The sequence below is a fragment of the Geobacillus sp. E263 genome, from assembly GCF_007197795.1.
In the GTDB taxonomy this organism is placed as follows: Bacteria; Bacillota; Bacilli; order Bacillales; family Anoxybacillaceae; genus Parageobacillus_B; species Parageobacillus_B toebii.
Genome location: NZ_CP041632.1, coordinates 53,226 through 71,687, shown reverse-complemented (window position 1 = coordinate 71,687; position 18,462 = coordinate 53,226). Strand labels below are relative to the sequence as shown.

The following is an 18,462-nucleotide window of genomic DNA, read 5'->3' as shown; positions in this document are numbered from 1 at the left end:
GTCCCGTTCAGGCGTGGACTTCGTTTTTTACTTTGGCGCGCAATTTCTCTATGTATGCATACGCCTGCTCAATTTCTTCTTCCGTATACCGTTGCTTGCTTTTTAATAAAAATACTTTTTCTTTCACTTCATCTTTCGTTAAATGCTCAAAATACAGCACTGTCGATACGAGTTCCAAAAACCGCGAATTTTGTTCATTCATATCTTGCATACATTCTTGTAAATGAGGCATGTCCAACTCGTAGTGGTTTAAAAACTGCTTTCCTGCTTCCGTCAACGTGTAGCGATATTGGAAATAACCGCCCTTTTTCTCTTTTACTTCATGCAAAAATCCTAAATCGCAAAGCTCCTCAACGCGGCATGTCAATTCTTCGGAATACGGTCCATAGAAGTGAAAGTCAAACTTCTCGTAAAATGGAAACTGTAATTTTTTCGCGATATAAATCATTTTTTGTAGCTTTTTGCGACCAACAATTTCCCCAGCTGCCGCCAACGCCTTCATCACTTTTGCATGCTCTGTGAACACTCCCCGTCATCTCCTAACCCTCTAAAATTTCGATAATTTTTTTCTTGGTTGTCCGCTTCGTTGAAAAATCATAAATGAAATCAGCTGGAAAATATAGCTTATGGTCGGTTCTCCGCTTTCCAGAAATCGCATCGACAAGCACCGATTCCCGTGACAGTTCGCGGAGCTCTCCGTTCGGCATTAACAAGTAAATCGGCAGCCGCTCCCCTTCTTCGCCCGGACGATAAAAATCGTACGGCAAATCGGAAGAAGAATCGACAACTAAATAATATTCCGGATCAATGCCCGCTTTTTTAAATAAGTTTGTCAGTTCGATCAGCTTTGTCATCTGTTCATTTGTTGGATTAAATTCGACATATTTGAATAAATGACGATTTACAAAACGACGACATAGGTCGCTTAAAATCGCGTCACGCTCGTCTTGCCATTGCTGGAAATAAAATAATATGACCGCTTCATCAAGCTTTAAATAATCTTGTAAATCTACCTTTCCAGTAAAGAGAGAATAAAAATGAACCGGTTTCGTTTGAAAATTGTATCCTTCTTCATGCAACTTTTTCGCCCGATGCAAAATTTTCGTTAAAATGACTTCGGCACTGCGCGTCACTGGATGAAAATATACTTGCCAATACATTTGATAGCGGCTCATAATATAGTCTTCCACCGCATGCATGCCGCTTCGCTTAATGACCACTTGATCTTCGCGCGGACGCATGACGCGCAAAATCCGCTCCATATCAAAATTGCCATAACTGACGCCGGTATAATACGCATCTCTTAACAAATAATCCATTCGGTCGGCGTCAATTTGACCCGAAATTAAGCTGACAACCAGTTTATTCGGGTATGTTTTCGCAATGACTTCGGCCACTTTTTTTGGAAAATCCTCTCCTACGCGCCGAAGCACTTCATTTACTTCCGTATCCCCTAAAATAATCGCCTGGGTAAAATCTTCATGATCAAGATGAAATACTTTTTCAAATGAATGGGAAAACGGACCGTGGCCTAAATCGTGCAGCAGGGCCGCACATAAACATAGGAGCCGTTCGCTATGATCCCAATGTTCGCGGCCGACGAACACATCATCAACAATGCGGCGAATAATTTCATAGACTCCAAGCGAATGGTTAAAGCGGCTATGCTCGGCGCCGTGGAACGTCAAATACGTCGTACCGAGCTGTTTAATGCGGCGCAATCGCTGAAATTCCTTCGTTCCGATTAAATCCCAAATGACTTTGTCGCGAACGTGTATATATCGATGAACTGGATCTTTAAATACTTTTTCCTCACTCAGTTGCCCGCCGGGATATACCATGTTATCCCCTCTTTCATTTCTAACATGAATCTATTATAAGCCGTTTCAAATGATAAAAAAATACTTGATTTTTCCTCCTTCACCTATCAGTATTTCCTAAAAATAGAAACAAAAAATCACCTTCTTCTTAAAAAATGAAGGCGATTTTAGCTTTTCTTTAATCTTTCGGCAATTTTCTCAATAAGCTCATCTTCTGTCAGCGCGGAGACTGGACGGTTATTGACAAAGGCAAACGTTTTTTTGCGGCCGGGACCGCAATACGACTGACAGCCAATTTTAATCGTCGCGTTTGGATCCAGCTTTTTCAAACGGGGAATCAACGTTTTTAAATTTGGCGCTTTACAATCGTCACAGACGCGAAATTCATTCGCCATCTCTTGTCACCCTTTCTCTTCGCTTGCCGTGTAGATTAAACTAACGTGTATTCTAACGCTTCTTTTTCACCAATGCAAGTTTATTTGCTTGAAGTCTTGATTCCATTTACTTCCTTATGTTTGTATAACGAAAGTTAGCAAGTTCTTTTTTCGCATAGACAGCAACTCTTGCAAATTTTTATTCACGGAAACTAAAAATAGTATAAAATTTACTATTTTTGTCCATGCTTCTACTAGCAAACAAGAAAAAAGGGGAGTTGAGAATAATGAAACAACGTCAAGATGCATGGACAGAAGAAGATGATTTGCTATTAGCGGAAACGGTGTTGCGGCATGTGCGGGAAGGAAGTACACAGCTTAACGCGTTTGAAGAAGTTGGAGACAAACTAAACCGAACATCAGCCGCCTGCGGATTCCGCTGGAACGCAGTTGTCCGTCGTCGCTATGAGCAAGCATTGCAGCTCGCCAAACGGCAGCGAAAAGAACGGCAGCGCCTTTTAGGAAAACAGCAAGGCGGGAAGAAAAAATTGTTGTACAATCCACCAGTTCCTTCTTTGGGGGAAATCGGAGAAATCGCCCAATTACCAGCTGTTGTATCTCCTTCCAATGAAACAGCATCGATGACGATCGATCACGTGATTGCCTTTTTACAAACATTAAAAACAACTCACCGCAACCACGAAGCATTAGCAAAAGAAAACGAGCGTTTACGAAAAGAAAATGAAGAAATGCGCGCAAAAAATGAAGAATTAGAAAAGAAAATTGCCAAATTAGAAGAAAACTCTTCCACGATTCAAGAAGATTATGAAACATTAGTAAGAATTATTAATAGAGCCCGCAAACTTGTCTTGCAAGAGGAAGAAGAGCGGCAAACGCTCAAATTCCGAATGGACCAAAACGGAAATCTGGAAAAAATCGCAGAATAAATAATGGCTGCCCGGTTCCATCGAGGCAGCCATTATTGTGTCATCAACGCTTTCTCATTCCGCTTGACGATCCGATCCCAATAATATTCGTATAGCGATAGCTCCTCCCCGGTCAAAGCGGACGAATAAAGCTCGCCGCCAAACGATTGCAGCGTGCGAAGCAACAAAAGCATGACCGACGGTATCGTCAAATCCTCGTTTAACAATTCGGAAAGCGATGCCATCGTGCTTGGAACAATCGTCGGGTATACGAACTTCGTCGTTTCTCCTTTTAGTCCAAGCTCATAAAACTGCCGGATTAACTCCGCCCGCGCTGATCCGCTTCCATTTATGCATAAATAAATTTGCACCGCGACTCCACCGCGCACGCGCCGCTGAGAAATACCGGCAAATTTTTTTCCAGCAATGCTTAAATCATAGCTTCCCGGACAATACGAACCGACGATTTCCCTTGCTTCAATCGTTTTATTGTAAGCCGAAAACATCGCCTGTATAAGCTGCCACATCGCTTCATATCCTTGGTTGATATCAATTGCTTTCGTTGTTTCCGGAAAAATGAGGGATATATTGAGCACCCCTTCATCCAGCACGACGGCAAGCCCCCCAGAATTACGGACAATGACATTGTACTTTTGCGCCTTTAAAAATGACACCGCATCATGCAAATAGGGGAGCTTCGCATCTTGAATCCCCAATACTACCGTATTGTAATGAACCCATGTACGAACGACCGTATCAGACTGTCCCGTTCCTACCGATGTGCAAAGTGTATCATCGATCGCAAACGATTGTTTCGCATCAAACATCGGGCCGAAATTCGACTGATCAATAATGCGCCATTTCGCCTGTTGCAACAATTCGTGAACCATTGCTTTTCTCCTTAACGAAGTAATCTGCCAAAAATTATATCACAATATGAAAAAAGGGTGACCGCTTGTCACCCTTTTTTCGATTATAGCGATTGCGCCGCGGTAATGAGCGTAAGCTTGTACACATCTTCCGCATTGCAGCCGCGAGACAGGTCGTTAACAGGCTTATTCAGCCCTTGCAAAATCGGACCGACTGCTTCAAAATTACCGAGACGCTGAGCGATTTTATAACCGATATTTCCCGCTTCTAAGCTTGGGAAGATAAATACATTCGCATCTCCTTGAATGACCGAATCCGGCGCTTTCTTTTTCGCGACAGATGGAACGAACGCCGCGTCGAATTGAAACTCGCCGTCTAACACTAAGTCTGGCGCCATTTCTTTCGCAAGCCGCACCGCTTCGACGACTTTTTCCGTTTCCGGTGATTTCGCCGATCCTTTTGTCGAAAAGCTTAACATCGCCACACGTGGTTCGATATCGAACATTTTTGCGGTGTTGGCGCTCTCTACAGCAATTTCCGCTAAATCTTGGCTGTCTGGCGCAATGTTAATCGCGCAATCGGCAAACACGTACTTCTCGTCACCGCGCACCATAATAAATACGCCTGACGTTTTGCGGATGCCTGGTTTCGTTTTAATAATTTGCAATGCAGGTCTTACTGTATCGGCAGTCGAATGTGCCGCACCGCTTACAAGCCCATGCGCTTTATCCATGTACACAAGCATGGTGCCAAAGTAATTTTCATCGAGAAGCATTTCCCGCGCCGCTTCTTCTGTCACTTTTCCGTTGCGGCGTTCGACAAATGCTTTGACAAGCTCATCCATTTCCTCGTATTGATGCGGGTCGATGATTTCGACATTCGGAAGGGTCAATCCAAGCTCATTTGCTTTTTGTTTTACCGCTTCCTCGTTGCCGATCACAATCGGTATGACAACTTGTTCATTGGCCAGACGGCTTACCGCAGTTAAAATACGCTCGTCAAGACCTTCTGGAAACACAATTTTCCGTTGTTTTCCTACTACTTTTTCTTTTAAGGCAGAAAATAAATCGCTACTCACGAATAATCCTCCTCAATATAAAAAATCCCCATATACTAGGATACTCTTATTATGTAGAAACGCAACCAATTTAAGCACTTGCAATGAATAGTCGATTTATTAAAATAATTCAGTTTACTGACTTCCACATGCGACATTCGCGTGTTTTTTGGCTAAACTATGGTATAGTAGAACTGTAAATTACATATAAGGAGTGAATATAATGAGTGAAGCTGCACAAACACTCGATGGTTGGTATTGTCTTCATGATTTCCGCTCGATCGATTGGAGCGCTTGGAAAACGTTAACGAGTGATGAGCGTGAAGCAGCGATTCGTGAGTTTTTATCTTTAGTCGAAAAATGGCAAGAAACAGAAGATAAACAAGAAGGCAGCCACGCCATTTATACCATCGTCGGTCAAAAGGCAGATATTATGTTTATGATTTTACGTCCGACGATCGAAGAATTAAATGAAATCGAAACGGCGCTAAACAAAACAAAACTAGCCGAATTTTTGGTGCCGGCCTATTCATATGTTTCTGTTGTCGAGCTAAGCAACTACTTAGCCTCCGGCGACGAGGATCCTTATCAAATTCCGGAAGTGCGCCGCCGCCTCTATCCAATTTTGCCGAAAACGAAACATGTTTGCTTCTATCCTATGGACAAGCGTCGTCAAGGCAATGACAACTGGTATATGCTTTCCATGGAAGAACGCCGCAATTTAATGCGCGCCCATGGTCTGACAGGTCGAAAATATGCCGGCAAAGTGACGCAAATTATCACTGGCTCCGTCGGTTTAGATGACTTTGAATGGGGCGTTACATTATTCTCTGATGACGCATTGCAATTTAAAAAGCTTGTTTATGAGATGCGTTTTGACGAGGTCAGTGCCCGCTACGGGGAATTTGGATCGTTCTTTGTTGGAAATCGTTTAACAGTAGAAAAAGTACCGGTATTTTTACACGTGTAACCTCGACGGGGATGCATCAAGCATCCCCGATTTTTTTTTGGACAATCTCCGTTTTTTCTGTCATATACCGTTTTTCTTCCCCATAAATATAAAATCAGAAATTCGTTTATAAATTTGTCACCATTTCTCGCTTCCGCAATAGCCTATTATTGTCGAGAAAAAAGACAATTGAGGTGACGACATGGCTGTTGTGGCACATACAGAGGAAGACGTAAGACTGCTGGCAAGACTGATGCGAGCAGAAGCAGAAGGTGACGGAAGACTTGGCATGTTAATGGTAGGAAACGTCGGAGTGAACCGCTGCATTGCCGATTGCCTTGACTTTCGAGGGATACGCACCATCCGTCAAATGGTGTTTCAAAGCCCGGGCGGCTTTGAAGCAGTGCAAAAAGGATATTTTTATCAACGAGCAAGACAACTAGACATGCAATTAGCCCGTCAAGTGCTTCGCGGCTGGCGGTACCATCCGGCCACCTATGCGCTTTGGTTTTTTAAACCTCCAGCGGGCGCAGATTGTCCACCGCAGTGGTTTGGTCAACGGAACGTCGGCCGTTATAAGTCGCATTGCTTTTTTGCGCCATCACCGAGTGATTGCCCAAGAGTATATTATTAAATTTTCATGGAGGAGGTTTCCCCTATGTCCAATCATTCATATGAAAATGCGTATAACCCGCTAGAAGATGAGCGTCAACAACCGTATCAACCTTATCAATTTTATCAACCTTATCAGCAGTATCCATATGGATATATGTACCCACAAACCTACTACCCAATGGCTTATCCATACTACCAACAACTAATGACAGCGTACCAACAGCCAATGATGGCGCCAACTTCTGAATTTGGTTTGCAGGCGCCTTCTTTCGCGGCCCAAACACCGACAATGGCAAGCCAGCCGTCTATCCCTGGCATGCTGCCAATCGAACAGTCTTACATTGAAAACATTTTGCGCCTCAATAAAGGAAAACTCGTTACCGTATATATGACGTTTGAAAACAACCGCGAGTGGAACGCAAAAATATTCCGCGGAACCATCGAAGCGGCGGGGCGCGACCATTTAATCTTGAGAGACCCGCAAACGGAAATGCGCTACTTATTGCCGATGATTTACCTTGATTATATTACGTTTGACGGGGAAATTGCCTACGAATATCCGTTTGCTGGGGCGACAGCGCAATTGAGCAGCTATTCCCCGCGATAACCGCAAAAAATAAGGTTGCTAGCGGCAACCTTATTTTTTTATGCCATCCCACGCCGCGCCGACATGTTTGCGGCGATATTTCGTCGCACCTTGGCGATCGTTCTTGGACGCGCGGGCGCTGTACATCTTCTTTCCGTTATACTCACTCTCGCCTACTTGTCCATGATTAGTTTGATCGCTTTTCATATCGTTCCATGGACAGCGGGAGCGGCCTTGCTCGCTCTACCGCTAGCCATTCGGCTTCGCTGGTGTTTCCGCCATGGGGCCGAACGGATGGGTGAAATTATCGGCATGAAATGGGCGGCCTGGCATCACTGGGTCTTCGGATTGCTCTTTGTTTTTGGCATATCCCTGTAAACGAACGTCAGAAAAACTTTCGGTCATTTGCCACCCGCAAAGAACTGTTTATATTCCAAAAAATAAGGAGCGCTTCATGGAACCGCTCCTTTCAACTTATTTTCATTGCTGCATAACCGATCAGCACCCACGCGATTAAAAAGGCAACGCCACCAAATGGAGTGATCATCCCAAGCGGTTTGATTTGCGTCACGCTTAACACATATAAGCTTCCGGAAAAAAGGAAAATGCCAATAAACATAATCCAGCCAGCTGTTGTCAATAGGCTGATATTCGGAAACTTGCCAAGCAATAGACCAACGACAAACAAGCCGAGTGCGTGGAACATTTGATATTGCACGCCCGTTTTCCATATTTCTAAGTAACGGTCCGGAATTTTTCCTTCTAACCCATGCGCTCCGAACGCCCCGAGCGCAACCGCTAAAAATGCATTGATCGCTCCAAGGAGCACAAACATTTTCATTGATCTCCGTCCCCTCATGAACAATTTTTCATCACTATGATAACGTATTTCCACACAAAAGAAAAACCCTTCTGCTCAAGAAGGGCCGCATTATCGCTGCTGCAAATACATCTCTAATACTTGTTTTACTTTTTCCGCCGAATCGCGATCGGCATGAATTTCATAGTGATCTCCATCCACTTTTGCCGTCACATTCGAAAATCCTTGATGATGCAAAAACTCTTCAATATCAATGATTTCCTCTTTTGGGCTAAACAATGTTTTATATCCGACAAAATCGCCGTTTACGTATACTTCGTAACGATCATGGGTCAATTTTACTTCATTTGCATCGGTATCGACAAAAGGGAAAAAATCAAAACGATCTGGCATATGGTCACCTCCGCTTATTGACCATTATTCCCTTTTGTCTACCGATTATGAGAAAAGAAAATCTTAACTTAAAAATCGAATAACGATGGTCCGTTTGCGTCATCTCCGATTTCGATCCGCTCACTTTTCCCTTGTGAGATGGAAAGCGGCGACACCTCCACGGAAGGAGAAACGGTCATTTCTTTTGTTTCTTCTTCTAACACCAAATCGCAAAGAGCACGGACAATGGCGATATGCTCGCGCAAATGCTGCGGGCTGGCAGTCGTCTTCGCCTGCCGCAGCTGTTCCTCCATTTTCGTTAAAATGGTGGTGATTGGTATATGCAACTCCTTTCACTCCTATCTACATAAAATCACGCTGAACTCCAACACATAATGATTCTTTTCCTGTCCGTTTCTCCTCTTTCCAATATCGGAATCGCTTAAAGATGCGGATTTGCTGACATCGACAGATTAAATATTTTCAATCTGCCAATCAATCGGTTCACGCCCCACTTTTTGCAAAAAAGCATTTGTCCGCGAAAACGGGCGATGCCCAAAAAAGCCGCGCGCAGCGGAAAACGGGCTTGGATGTGGCGCTTCAATAATGTAATGATGCGGATGGGTAATCAGTTCTTTTTTCGCTTGCGCATGCCGCCCCCACAAAAGAAAGACAACGGGATCTTGTTTTTCATTGACAAGCTCAATCACGCGGTCCGTAAAAAATTCCCATCCTTTTCCTTTATGTGAATTCGCTTGCCCGCGCCGTACGGTTAATACAGTGTTTAACAATAATACTCCTTGCTTTGCCCACTTTACTAAATAACCGTTGTTCGGAATGTAGCAACCTAAATCGTCATGAAGCTCTTTAAAAATATTGGCTAGCGATGGCGGCAGCGGAACCCCTGGTTTGACAGAAAAACTCAACCCGTGCGCCTGTCCCGGTCCGTGATACGGATCTTGTCCTAAAAGCACCACTTTCACCTGTGCATACGGTGTATAATGAAGCGCATTAAAAATATCATACATATCCGGATAAATCGTTTTCGTGCGATATTCCTCTTTTAAAAACTCACGCAACTTTATGTAGTACGGCTTATGAAACTCTTCTTCGAGCAATGGAGCCCAGTCATTTTTTAAAATTGCCATACCCCCATACTCCTTTTCATTTGTTCATCATTAATGTATCACAACTCATTTTATTATTAAATTGTTCAGCGAGAAACTGAAATAGCCAAATGAACAGCGCCACATATTCGAATTCGTTGCAGATGAAATCAATGATGTTTAAGCGTTTGCCAATCGTCTTCAGCTTGTCGATAAACTGAGAGCGCCTTATCCATAAAGGCGCTCTCCTTCCAAATTAAAATTGAATTTTTTCTTCTAAAAAGCTTTTTAACTCTGAAATCGGGATTCGCACTTGCTCCATTGTGTCGCGGTCGCGCACCGTCACCATGCCGTCTTGTTCGGAATCGAAATCGTACGTAATACAGAACGGTGTACCAATTTCATCTTGACGGCGATAACGTTTGCCGATCGAACCAGACTCGTCATAGTCCACCATGAAATATTTCGATAGGTCTTCATAAATGCGGCGCGCGCCTTCCGATAGTTTTTTCGACAGCGGGAAGACAGCTGCTTTATAAGGAGCTAGCGCCGGATGCAGACGCATCACTGTCCGTGTCGTACCGTCTTCCAGCTCCTCTTCATCGTAGGCGTCAATCATGAACGCAAGCGTCACGCGGTCCGCCCCAAGAGATGGCTCAATGCAATAAGGGATATAACGTTCGTTCGTGTCTTGGTCAATATATCGGAAATCTTCGCCGGAATATTCCATATGTTGTCTTAAATCATAATCCGTACGTGACGCAATTCCCCATAGCTCGCCCCAGCCAAACGGGAATTTGTATTCAATATCGGTTGTGGCGTTGCTGTAGTGCGACAATTCTTCTTTCGTATGGTCGCGAAGACGGATGTTTTCCGGCTTCATGCCTAATGACAACAGCCATTGCTTGCAAAACTGTTTCCAATAATCAAACCATTCTAGCTCCTCACCAGGTTTACAGAAAAATTCTAACTCCATTTGCTCGAATTCGCGGGTACGGAACGTAAAGTTTCCTGGCGTAATTTCATTGCGGAAGCTTTTGCCGATTTGCGCGATGCCGAACGGCAGTTTTTTTCGCATCGTACGCTGGACGTTTTTAAAGTTCACGAAAATGCCTTGCGCCGTTTCCGGTCGGAGATAAATTTCGTTTGCACTTGATTCCGTTACTCCTTGATATGTTTTAAACATTAAATTAAATTGACGAATGTTCGTAAAATCATGGCTGCCGCATTCTGGGCAGGCGATGTTATGCTCTTTAATGAGCTCTTCCATTTTTTCAAACGGAAGACCATCGACGACCATTTCGATTCCTTTTTCTTCTAACGCATTTTCGATCAGCTTGTCAGCACGGTGACGAGCTTTGCATTGTTTACAGTCAATCATTGGGTCATTGAAGTTGCCTAAATGGCCGGATGCTTCCCACGTTTTTGGATTCATTAAAATCGCCGCGTCCAAACCAACGTTGTAAGGTGATTCTTGAACGAACTTTTTCCACCATGCCCGCTTAATGTTGTTTTTTAATTCCGTTCCTAATGGACCGTAATCCCATGTGTTTGCTAAGCCGCCATAAATTTCTGAACCTGGAAATACAAAGCCGCGATGTTTTGCATGAGCAACAATTTGCTCCATTGTCACTGACATAACTGTTTCCTCCTTTACTGTTTTCTTTAGACATACAAAAACGCTCTCGCCACTAGGCCTTATGCCTAGGGACGAGAGCGTGACTCCCGCGGTTCCACCCTAGTTGATGCGACCTGCGCATCCACTTTTTCAGGAAAGTAACTCCGGACTGCCGTTTCATTAACCATCTTCGCCAGGCTTCCACCGTCCCCGGCTCGCTATGGAAGAGAGGGCTAACTACTATCGATCCATCATCGCTACAGCATATTCCATTTTGCTAATTATAATAGCAAAATCAAAAAACGATCGTCAATGGCCAACACCATTTTTTAAACATGTTTTAAACGACACAGTCTTGATATTATCGGCGTTCCATCCCAAACAATCTTGCTTTTTGCTCTTCGTTTTTTCACTTCCGGCTCATCAAGCAGCAACCAAAAGTTTTTCATCGGCAAATTTCCAAGCCCATGCTTTTCGCTTAACCGATTTAAGTACATTTGTCGTTTGTCGCTCATCTGTCGCGACAAGTTGTCTCCATCATTGGAAAAAGCGTACAATACGCTCGCGACCGCGACACGCTTGATGCGAAACGCCTCGGACACGCGTAAAAAAAAGTCCCAATCCCAATAATGGTGAACATTCGGATCAAAATAACCGAGGTGATCATGAATCGATTTTCGGTATAAACTCCCGGATGGAACGTATGTAGAAAATCTCCGCATCGCTTCCCGGTCATATTCATAAGCGAATAAGAAGCGGTCTGTCGGGATACGCTGTCCGTTTTCGATTCGATAATGGAAAATTTCTACATCTGAATAAACGAAGTCCACATCGGCAATTTCCGCAACCATTTGCTCTATATGACAAGGAAGCAATATATCGTCATCATCGCAAAGCATAATGAGTTCCCCTTTTGCCGCTTTAACGCCGATATTTCTCGCCTCGACATGTCCGACATTGTCGCGGCAATGGATGAGATGGACGCGCAACTCTGGATATAACGCGACAATATCATCAACACGCTCGCCACCATCATTTACAACGATCACTTCAAAATAACGATATGTCTGTCTGTTTAATGATTCTAATAATTCCGCAAGCGGATACAGACGATTATAGGTGGGAACGACAACCGATACAAAGGGACGCAAAGTCCGCTCACCGCCTCTCTTTTTCTCCCCACAAAAAAGAAGGAGCAATTACCCTTAAGGTATAAGCTCCTCCCCCTTTTTGTCAACCGCTATGCCAATTCCTGTTGCTTCGTTTCTTTTCCTAACACCCATACCGCAATAACGCCAATGAAAATAGAAATACAGAAAATCAGAAAAATCGTTGTAATCGTAATATGTCTATTGACAAGATAGCCAACGAAAAGTGGTCCTAAAATGCCGCCGATGCGTCCAAATGACGCCGCCATCCCAGCTCCCGTGCCGCGAATCGAAGTCGGGTAAAGCTCTGGAGTATAGGCGTATAACGCTCCCCATGCGCCAAGGTTAAAAAACGATAGTAAAATGCCAAAGGTCATGAGCAGTGCAAGCGAATCCGCATTGCCAAAGAAATAGGCACTAACGGCCGTACCAATCAAATACGTGATGAGCACAAATTTCCGACCCGCTCGTTCAATAAGCCATGCGGCGCTAAAATAGCCAGGCAATTGCGCCAGCGTCATAATCAAGACATACTCGAAGCTTTTAATTAAGCTAAACCCTTTCATGACCATTACGCTTGGCAGCCATAAAAACATACCGTAGTAAGAAAATACGACGCAAAACCAAAGCACCCAAAGCATGAACGTTTCTTTCCGGTAAGAAGACGACCAAACCTTGACGATGTTGTCCCATACGGTTTCTTCTTTGCGCGCACTTGTAAACCTTGGCGAATCAGGCAATCCCCATCGTAAATATAGGGCGTATAACGCCGGAATCGCCGCAAGCAATAGCGCTGTTTGCCAACCGTATGTTGGAATGACAAAATATGAAATTAACGCGGATAACAACCAGCCGACTGCCCAAAAGCTTTCCAGCAGCACAACAGCTTTTCCACGTTCTTGCGCCGGCACGCTTTCCGATACAAGCGTCGAAGCAACCGGCAGTTCTCCGCCCAACCCCATGCCTATGAGAAACCGTAAAACTAAAAACGCCGTCAATGTCGTCGTTAAGGCAGATAGTCCGCTTCCGATCGAGAATAATAATAGTGTAATAATAAACACGTTTTTTCTGCCGATGCGGTCGGCCAACAATCCGAATAACAGCGCGCCAACTGCCATACCGATGGAGTTGATGCTGCCGATCCATCCCATTTGTTCGACACTTAAGTTCCAATCTTTTTGCAACGCCGCGATAATAAACGACAGCACGCCAACATCCATCGCGTCAAACATCCAGCCAAGCCCGGCAACTCCTAACAGCTTTCGCTGCGAAATCGTTTGTTGAATCATGTAAATCCTCCTATTTTTACAAGTGTAAAGACACCTTTTTTACATCATTATAGGGGGTTTTGCTGGATGATTCAATAAAAGATATTTTTAAATAGAATGTTTTGCATCATAAGAAATATTCCCCAACCTCCTATCCCTAGCCCGATTGATAAAATGAATGGAAAAGAAGCTTTTAAACATAAAGCGATAATCAGCAATAAAAACGCGGTTGCCGGAAATCCCCATAACACCCCATACACAAACTTACTTAAAATTTTTTCCTCTTCTCCTTGAAAATATAACCAGAATAAACTTAGCTAGTTATACCAAATTATCTTGCAAATACTTCTTTAATCGTATATTCCAGCCACTCCTTCACTGTTTCAAACGCAAAACGAACGTTGAGGCGCTCGGTCCATTGATGGGCGTCGCGTCCGACCGGACCGACATTGAGCACCGGAACTTGAAATTTTGCCAGCGCATCAAACGGCAAATGATAGCCGCGATTCCACACCGGCATGTTATCGGTAAGAGCTCGTAAAGAAGATGAAGATTGCTGCAAGCCGACATAGCTTAAGTCGGAAATTCCGCCGAAGTAATGTTGCTGCACAAGAGAAATGCCATGCTTTTCTTGCGCGTATTTTTGCAGCTTCGCAACAAGACGCTGAACGAGCGGATCGCTGCTGGCGTTGACAGCCGGGTAATACGGAGGAGCATAAAAAAGAACGATCATCGGCGCGAAATCTTTACAAAGCATAGCAAGCCGGTCAACTAGTTTGATCGTTTTCTCCCGCTCGTCTTTCGCTGTTTCCGTTGATAGAACGCTTGCTTCAAGCTGTTCAATTCTTTCTAATCCAACCATCTCCACTGCTTTCTTTCTTAACTCTGAAAAAGTGAATACGTTGACAGACAGCGGTTTCGGTGCCCATTTTTCGAGTTTCGCAAAACGGGACGCCTCATCGTTATAACGCTCTTCGATGCGTTTTGCCGCCCGCTTTGCGATCGCGATTAACGAGTTTGTCACATCATCGAGCGACCTTTTCTGCAAAAATAAATTAAATAATGTTACCGCGCGATGCGGTATTTGCACAGAATATTCTTCTTTTAAATCGGTCTGCAATAAGTTTGTCGGCGGCGGACTGACTTCCCCGCTAAACACTTCGCAAAAATCAGTGTTAAATTCTAATTCATTAGCGATTTGCGCCACCATGAAATTGGCATTTAGCCCTGCGAACGGTTCTCCGACATGCGTTTCTTTTCCGTAACAATAAAAGCCCGGCAGCACTTTTCCAATCGAGCCGGTGTAAATGTAATTCGCTTTGTCCCCTGGATAGCGAGTAAACATCGGTTCGGAATTAAGCACAAGCCGATAGGTTAATCCGTATTTTTCTGCCATTTCGACAAGGATCGGCACGGCCGCACGCATTCCTACCGAGCTCACTTCCTCATCCGGTACCGTAAGCAGCAGTAAATTTCCTTCAAACTTTCCTTGGCATGCTTGCTCGATCAGCGACATATGAAGAGCAAGACCGCACTTCATATCCATCACGCCGCGGCCAAATAACCATTCCCCTTCTTCCATATCAGCTTGCACATCAGAAGGAAGCTGTTGTTTCTGTTCGTAAAACCGCTCCGTCAGCTTTTCGGGAGAAAATGCGGCGTCCTTCCATGCCCCGTAATCTTGCACATCGACCACATCAAAATGGCTGATGAGAATGACGGTATCGCGCACTTGTTCCGCTTTTTTCACCAGTGCGGTTACAAAATAACGGCCATCACCTGTCGGATGCAATTGCACAAATTTATTATTTTCCCGGAAATAATCAAGTGTGCACAACTGTTCCGTGATGTATTGTGCAAGTAACACTTCCGCTTCTGTCCCGCTAATGCTTGGATATTCAACTAAATGACAAAGCAATTGCTTTAATTGTTGCGTCGTTTGCCATTTCATCCCGATCCCCCATTATTTTTGATATCGTTCTCCCTTATTTTAGCAAAAAATAACGCCGCCACCTATGGCAGGTGCGGCGTTACAAACTCCATTTTTGGATGTCAAAAACAAGGTGCCCATTTGCGGCGAATGAAATCGTTTGATTATTTTTATACGGAAAGAACCGTGCCGTAAATACTTCTTCCCCTTCATTCACAAATACCTCAATCGAGGACGTGTCTAAAAACATATGCAGCGAATGCAAACGTTCCAAACGGCATTGTCTTTTTTCGGTCAGACCGTTGGCAAAACTTTTGCGCTCCAACGTTAGCACGCGTTCACCGCTGTTGTAAATGATGCGCGCCGTATTGCGAATAGCAATTTCCATTATGCCCCCTAATAATCGAATATTCTCTAGATTAAGCTCGATAACATCCCCGCTGATTCCTTCTAACATCATTTCTTCGTTCGCAATCGTGACATTTGAATATGCAATTTTATCCTTTCGCAACATTTGTAACTCTTCAACTGGTGTTTGATATAACTTACCATTTTTCAGTTTCAACTCACGCGGCAATGTTAGCGCATGAATCCAGCGATGCGCAATGGTCGGATGCTTATCCTCATCTTGACCAGGAACTCCCATCCAGGCGATTAAAATGCGCCGTCCTTTTGCATCAAGCATCGTTTGCGGGGCGTAAAATTCAAAACCGCGGTCTAACATCTACCACGACAACCGCATTGTTATTTAAAATTTTATGGATTCTTAACGCCATGGCTTCATCACCATTACGCGTTGGTGTCAATGCGGAAAATGGCCGTTTCTCCTTTTGTCGCCTTCGTTTCGGACGTTTTTTGCAAGCTTGCCACCACATCACCGTTTGTCACGATAATCGGTGTGACCGTGCTTTTCGCTTTTTGTTTGACAAGATCTAGGTCTACCGTTAATAAACGCTGGCCGGCTTTGACACGGTCTCCGGCTGCTACATGCGCTGTAAATCCTTCGCCATTCATCGAAACCGTTTCCAATCCCACATGAATTAACAGTTCTACGCCCGCTTCCGAACGCAAACCGACCGCGTGTTTTGTTGGAAATACTTGTACGACTTCCCCATTGACAGGCGCAACAACTTCTCCTTCCGTTGGTTCAATCGCGATACCGTCTCCCATCATTTTTTGCGAAAAAACGGGATCAGGAACTTCTTCTAGAGGCTTGATTGTGCCTGTCAACGGCGCAACCACATCTTCATGAGTCGGCTTTTCTTTTTTGCCAAACCATTTTTTAAACATGTAGTCCATCCTTTCTTCTTTTTTAAATAAACGAGATAAATGAACAAAAAAAACCTAAAACGCCACCATCGTGTTCGTCTTAGGTCTTGCCTGCAGTCGCAGTCACAACCCCATCCTTTTTCATATTTAGGGTAAATGGAAATGCCAAATTTGTCAAAGAATAACGATATAAGTTCATTGGAAATTCATATTTTGGCTATGCTCATTGTCTTAAGCATCGGCAAATCTCGTCCGCCACTTCACGGATAGTCAATTTCCCGCCGATGTCAGAAGTTTTTATGCCATCTGTTGCTACACTTCGATAATCGGTTCCTTTATAATAAAGCCCCTGCACACTCCTCTCAAAAATTGGTTTCGTGCTAAAATAAAAACAAACAATTTTTTGTTTGTGCATTTCCACAAATTCACGTTATGAAACGAGGGAAACGGATATGACCCATCACGATGACCCATTTCAAGGGAACTTCGACAGCCTCGAAGAATTTGCGGACCATATTAGCGATCTGTTGCAATGTCCGATTACGATTGAAGACGCAAACCATCGGCTCATCGCCTATAGCGCTCACGATGACTATACCGATCCGGCGCGTACCGCAACGATTATCAGCCGGCGCGTACCCGAAAAAGTGATTAATAGTTTATGGAAGCAAGGGGCGATCCCGGCGTTATTAAGCAGTCGTGACCCTGTCCGTGTCGCGGCCATTTCCGAAGTCGGTCTTGGCAGTCGTGTCGCCGTCTCGATTTGGAAAAACGACGAAGTAATCGGATTTATTTGGGCATTGGAAACAGACCGCACGTTATCGAAAGAGGATATGGAGTTGTTAAAAAAAGCAGCAAAAGCAGCGAAAAATAAAGTATTGCAGCTGTATATGCGCAAAAATAAAAAAGAAGAACGGGTTCAGGAATTTTTTTGGAAGCTGTTGACAGGACATATGACGACAGAGGAAGAAATTAAAGAAAATTTCGAGATGATGCAAATCCCGACCGCTCCTTTATTTTCCGTCATCGTTTTTCGGCTTGCCAACGAAATTACGAGAGAGATTGAAAAACAAATTTCTTATCTGTTACAGACAACTCAACAAATTCAACTTCTTCTGTATACGACAGACCGGAATGATGTCATTTTATTGGCAACACCGAAAAATGTAAATCAACCGCTGCAAGAGTTTAACTGCTTTATCCAATCATTCGCGACGAAAATGAAGGAGCGATTTCACATTAGCAGCATTCAAAGCGGCTTCGGCGGTATATACGAAACGTATACATGCATCGAAAAAAGCTACAAGGAAGCTTTAACAGTGCTGAAAATGAAAGAAAAGTTTCCGGCGCAAATCAGCTCCATTTATGGATATCAACAATTGGGCATTTATCAATTTTTTGATTTATTGTTAGAGAAAAAACGACAAGGAGAGTTTACCAACACGGCTTTACTCAAATTACAATCGTACGATCAAAAACACCATAGCGATTTAGTCGAAACATTTGAAATCTTTTTCGACCACGACAGCAATGTCAATGAAACGGCGAAAGCGTTAAACATTCATCCAAACACCCTTGCTTACCGACTAAAACGCATCGCCGAAATTGGTGAAATTGACTTACATGATATCAATCAAAAAGTAAAACTATATATCGATATTAAACTTGCCAAATATGAAGCGCTCCATTAATTTGTGGAAATCCACAAAATGATAGCGCTTCTTTTTTCCTTCT

At 43.8% G+C, this 18,462-nt stretch carries 21 protein-coding genes; 6 read left to right on the top strand and 15 right to left on the bottom strand.

Annotation, left to right across the window (positions count from 1 at the left end):
* Positions 1-7: 7 nt before the first annotated feature.
* The 3 genes from FNL97_RS00365 to FNL97_RS00355 form a co-directional block, all read right to left on the bottom strand.
* Positions 8-526 (bottom strand): YwgA family protein, encoded by a 519-nt coding sequence (locus FNL97_RS00365; RefSeq protein ID WP_015865360.1) that lies wholly within the window; start codon positions 524-526, stop codon positions 8-10.
* 13 nt (positions 527-539) lie between these two features.
* On the bottom strand, positions 540-1,841 hold the full coding sequence (locus FNL97_RS00360) for an HD domain-containing protein (protein WP_015865361.1): 1,302 nt from the start codon (positions 1,839-1,841) through the stop codon (positions 540-542).
* A 146-nt stretch (positions 1,842-1,987) separates the two neighbouring features.
* Complete coding sequence (locus FNL97_RS00355; RefSeq protein ID WP_015865362.1) at positions 1,988-2,215, bottom strand: YuzB family protein; 228 nt, start codon at positions 2,213-2,215, stop codon at positions 1,988-1,990.
* Positions 2,216-2,481: 266 nt separating this feature from the next.
* On the opposite strand from FNL97_RS00355, the gene FNL97_RS00350 reads away from it, so the two are divergent.
* The gene (locus FNL97_RS00350) at positions 2,482-3,141 is read left to right on the top strand and encodes an RsfA family transcriptional regulator (RefSeq protein ID WP_143414769.1); all 660 of its coding nucleotides are present in this window, start codon (positions 2,482-2,484) and stop codon (positions 3,139-3,141) included.
* A gap of 32 nt (positions 3,142-3,173) precedes the next feature.
* Here FNL97_RS00350 and lipL read toward each other — a convergent pair whose 3' ends face one another.
* Complete coding sequence (lipL, locus tag FNL97_RS00345) at positions 3,174-4,010, bottom strand: octanoyl-[GcvH]:protein N-octanoyltransferase (protein WP_015865364.1); 837 nt, start codon at positions 4,008-4,010, stop codon at positions 3,174-3,176.
* An 83-nt stretch (positions 4,011-4,093) separates the two neighbouring features.
* Positions 4,094-5,068: a phosphate acetyltransferase gene (gene pta, locus FNL97_RS00340; RefSeq protein ID WP_097353988.1), complete on the bottom strand. Its 975-nt coding sequence runs from the start codon at positions 5,066-5,068 to the stop codon at positions 4,094-4,096.
* Between the two features lie 202 nt (positions 5,069-5,270).
* Here pta and hemQ point away from each other — a divergent pair, with 202 nt between their 5' ends.
* The 4 genes from hemQ (at position 5,271) to FNL97_RS00320 (ending at position 7,575) form a co-directional block, all read left to right on the top strand.
* Positions 5,271-6,017, top strand: a complete 747-nt coding sequence (gene hemQ, locus FNL97_RS00335; protein WP_015865366.1) for a hydrogen peroxide-dependent heme synthase — start codon at positions 5,271-5,273, stop codon at positions 6,015-6,017.
* Positions 6,018-6,198: 181 nt separating this feature from the next.
* Entirely contained in the window at positions 6,199-6,630 is a 432-nt protein-coding gene (locus tag FNL97_RS00330; protein WP_081159784.1) for a cell wall hydrolase, read from the top strand.
* Between the two features lie 24 nt (positions 6,631-6,654).
* Positions 6,655-7,218, top strand: coding sequence for a spore coat protein GerQ (gerQ, locus tag FNL97_RS00325; RefSeq protein ID WP_143414768.1), 564 nt, complete (start codon positions 6,655-6,657; stop codon positions 7,216-7,218).
* Positions 7,219-7,233: 15 nt separating this feature from the next.
* Positions 7,234-7,575 (top strand): UbiA prenyltransferase family protein, encoded by a 342-nt coding sequence (locus FNL97_RS00320; protein ID WP_143414767.1) that lies wholly within the window; start codon positions 7,234-7,236, stop codon positions 7,573-7,575.
* Positions 7,576-7,666: 91 nt separating this feature from the next.
* Here FNL97_RS00320 and FNL97_RS00315 read toward each other — a convergent pair whose 3' ends face one another.
* The 10 genes from FNL97_RS00315 to FNL97_RS00265 all read right to left on the bottom strand — a co-directional run bounded on the left by FNL97_RS00315 (position 7,667) and on the right by FNL97_RS00265 (position 16,749).
* On the bottom strand, positions 7,667-8,038 hold the full coding sequence (locus FNL97_RS00315) for a DUF423 domain-containing protein (RefSeq protein ID WP_143414766.1): 372 nt from the start codon (positions 8,036-8,038) through the stop codon (positions 7,667-7,669).
* Between the two features lie 90 nt (positions 8,039-8,128).
* The gene (locus FNL97_RS00310; protein WP_015865370.1) at positions 8,129-8,410 is read right to left on the bottom strand and encodes a hypothetical protein; all 282 of its coding nucleotides are present in this window, start codon (positions 8,408-8,410) and stop codon (positions 8,129-8,131) included.
* A 68-nt stretch (positions 8,411-8,478) separates the two neighbouring features.
* Positions 8,479-8,736: a YwdI family protein gene (locus FNL97_RS00305; RefSeq protein WP_015865371.1), complete on the bottom strand. Its 258-nt coding sequence runs from the start codon at positions 8,734-8,736 to the stop codon at positions 8,479-8,481.
* Positions 8,737-8,862: 126 nt separating this feature from the next.
* The gene (locus FNL97_RS00300) at positions 8,863-9,537 is read right to left on the bottom strand and encodes a uracil-DNA glycosylase (protein ID WP_143414765.1); all 675 of its coding nucleotides are present in this window, start codon (positions 9,535-9,537) and stop codon (positions 8,863-8,865) included.
* A gap of 214 nt (positions 9,538-9,751) precedes the next feature.
* Entirely contained in the window at positions 9,752-11,134 is a 1,383-nt protein-coding gene (locus tag FNL97_RS00295; protein WP_143414764.1) for a glycine--tRNA ligase, read from the bottom strand.
* 308 nt (positions 11,135-11,442) lie between these two features.
* Positions 11,443-12,264, bottom strand: a complete 822-nt coding sequence (locus FNL97_RS00290) for a glycosyltransferase family 2 protein (protein WP_015865374.1) — start codon at positions 12,262-12,264, stop codon at positions 11,443-11,445.
* Between the two features lie 89 nt (positions 12,265-12,353).
* A complete protein-coding gene (locus FNL97_RS00285; RefSeq protein WP_143414763.1) occupies positions 12,354-13,550 on the bottom strand; it encodes an MFS transporter in 1,197 nt (398 codons plus the stop codon).
* A 310-nt stretch (positions 13,551-13,860) separates the two neighbouring features.
* The gene (locus FNL97_RS00275; RefSeq protein WP_143414762.1) at positions 13,861-15,480 is read right to left on the bottom strand and encodes a M20/M25/M40 family metallo-hydrolase; all 1,620 of its coding nucleotides are present in this window, start codon (positions 15,478-15,480) and stop codon (positions 13,861-13,863) included.
* Positions 15,481-15,559: 79 nt separating this feature from the next.
* On the bottom strand, positions 15,560-16,183 hold the full coding sequence (locus tag FNL97_RS00270; protein WP_286173425.1) for a glycoside hydrolase family 32 protein: 624 nt from the start codon (positions 16,181-16,183) through the stop codon (positions 15,560-15,562).
* A gap of 65 nt (positions 16,184-16,248) precedes the next feature.
* A complete protein-coding gene (locus tag FNL97_RS00265) occupies positions 16,249-16,749 on the bottom strand; it encodes a PTS sugar transporter subunit IIA (protein WP_062678996.1) in 501 nt (166 codons plus the stop codon).
* A gap of 431 nt (positions 16,750-17,180) precedes the next feature.
* On the opposite strand from FNL97_RS00265, the gene FNL97_RS00260 reads away from it, so the two are divergent.
* The gene (locus tag FNL97_RS00260) at positions 17,181-18,419 is read left to right on the top strand and encodes a PucR family transcriptional regulator (protein ID WP_143414761.1); all 1,239 of its coding nucleotides are present in this window, start codon (positions 17,181-17,183) and stop codon (positions 18,417-18,419) included.
* Positions 18,420-18,462 lie beyond the last annotated feature (43 nt).